Source organism: Nocardia farcinica, from assembly GCF_029867845.1.
In the GTDB taxonomy this organism is placed as follows: domain Bacteria; phylum Actinomycetota; class Actinomycetes; order Mycobacteriales; family Mycobacteriaceae; genus Nocardia; species Nocardia farcinica_A.
This window is the reverse complement of the sequence record NZ_JARWRU010000823.1, coordinates 1-2128: the sequence shown is the minus strand read 5'-3', so window position 1 is coordinate 2128 and position 2128 is coordinate 1. Positions and strand designations below refer to the sequence as shown.

The 2128-nt window shown below is 74.6% G+C and carries 1 protein-coding gene; it reads right to left on the bottom strand.

Annotation, left to right across the window (positions count from 1 at the left end; all coding sequences use genetic code 11):
• Positions 1-2128: AMP-binding protein (locus QH283_RS17880; protein ID WP_280504131.1), on the bottom strand; the 2128-nt coding region annotated here is incomplete at both ends.

The window sequence follows — 2128 nt, the reverse complement described above, 5'->3', positions numbered from 1 at the left end:
CCCCCCCGCCCCCCCCCCTCCGCACCGGGGGGGGGGCGCGCGGCCGGGGCCGCCGACCTCGACCGTCCGCTGGGGGGGCTGGTCCGCGGGGGCGAGCGCGGCGACCACGGCGGGGGTGACGTTCAGGCAGGTGACGCGATGGGCGCGCAACACCGCCGCCAGGTCCTCGCCCGCGTAGACGCTCGGCGGCACCACCGCGACACTCGCCCCGGCCGCGAAGGCGACCAGCAGTTCCTCGACCGAGATGTCGAAGCTGGGTGAGACGGCGTGCGCGACCACCGAGGCAGCGTCCACCTCGAACACCGACCCCGAGCCCGCCACCAGGTTCGCCAGCCCGCGATGGGCCACCATGACGGCCTTGGGCAGGCCGGTGGAGCCGGAGGTGTAGATCAGGTAGGCGATGTGGTCGGGGTGGACGGGGGCGAGACGGTCGGCGTCGGTGACGGGCGTGGGGTCCTGGTCGGCGACGATCTCGGCGGTCTGCTGGTCGTCGAGGGTCAGCCAGGTGATGCGGCCGGGCAGGGCGGGCCGCGCGGAGGCGACGGTCAGGCCCGCGACCACCGCGCTGTCGGCGATCATGTGCTCGATGCGGTCGGCGGGCAGGGCGGGATCGATCGGGGTGAAGGCCGCGCCGGTCAGCGCCACCGCCCAGGTCGCCAGCACCGATTCCACCGAGCGCGGGATCGCCACGGCCACCGCGCGTTCCGGGCCCGCGCCGTGCTCGATGAGCAGGCGGGCGACGCGGGAGGCGTAGGCCAGCACCTCCCGGTAGGTCAGCGTGCGCCCGTCGGCGCGCACCGCCACCGCGCCGGGATCGCGGGCGGCGCCGTCGAGCAGGATCTGCGGCAGGGTGCGCACGGCGGCGCCCTCGGGTCCGCGGGCGGGGACCAACGCGGCCCGTTCGGCCTCGTCGAGCAGTGGCACGGCACGCCAGGCAGTGCCTGGTGCGGCGGCGAGGAAGTCGTGCAGGAAGGCCAGGAAGCGGCGGTGGTGGGCGACGAGCTCGCCGGCGTCGTAGAGGTTGGGGTTGGCCTGGAAGTCGATGTGGGTGGTCTCCCCGCCCACACCCGGGTACAGATTGAGGAACAGGTCGTCGATCATGCCGGAGGTCAGCACGTGGGTGCGGCCGACGACCTCGCCGAAGGTGATCCCGGTGTCGATCGTCATCAGGTTCACGGTTGGCCCGAACGAGCCGCCCTCGTCCACCGCCCAGCCCAGGTCGCGGGCGATGTCCTCCTGGCGGTAGCGCTGCCTGCGCAGCGCCGAGGTCAGCTCGGTCTGCGCGGCGCGGATCAGCTCGCCGGTGCTCACCCCCGAGCCCGCGCGCAGCCGCAGCGGCACCACGTTGGCGACCATGCCGCCGGAGTCGCGCAGCACGGCGGTGGTGCGCCCGGACACCGGCAGCGACAGCGAGACCTCCTCCGAGCAGGTCATGGCGGCCACATAGGCGGCGAAGGCGGCGACCACCACGGGCGCGACGCCGGAGTTCTCCGCCGCCACCCGCTGATCGAGCAGGGCGGCGGTGGCGGCGGGCAGCTCGCCCGCGGCCAGGATCGGGTGCGCGTCCACCGGGGCAGTGCGCCCGGCCAGGCCGATCGCCTGCGGCATGCCCGCCAGGTGCTCGCGCCAGTAGCCCGCGTCGGCGTGGAAGCGGTCCGAGTCGCGATAGGCCGCATCGATTTCCACGATCCGGCGCAGGTCGTGCGCGCGGCCGGGCGGCGGCTGCTGCCCGCGCACTCCCGCGTTGTACAGCTCGGCGATGCGGCGCAGCATGGTGACCGCGCCGAAGCCGTCGAGCACGATGTGGTGGATGCGCTGGTACCAGTACCAGCGCTCGTCGGCCAGGCGCAGCATGGCGAAGGCGCCGAGACGCTCGCCGAGCAGGTCGACCGGGGCGGTGTACTCGGCGCGCATCCAGTCCAGCGCCGCCGCGGCCGGGTCCGGCTCGGCCCGCAGGTCCACGACGGGCAACTGGTGCTCGATGGTGGTGTCGACCAGCTGGTAGGGCAGCCCGTCGACCTCGATCAGCCGCAGGTAGCCGGTGCCGAACTCGCGGCCCGCCCGCCGCGAGGCCGACGCGAGCAGGTCCAGGTCGATCGGACCGTCGAGTTCCACGTACTGCGCGATG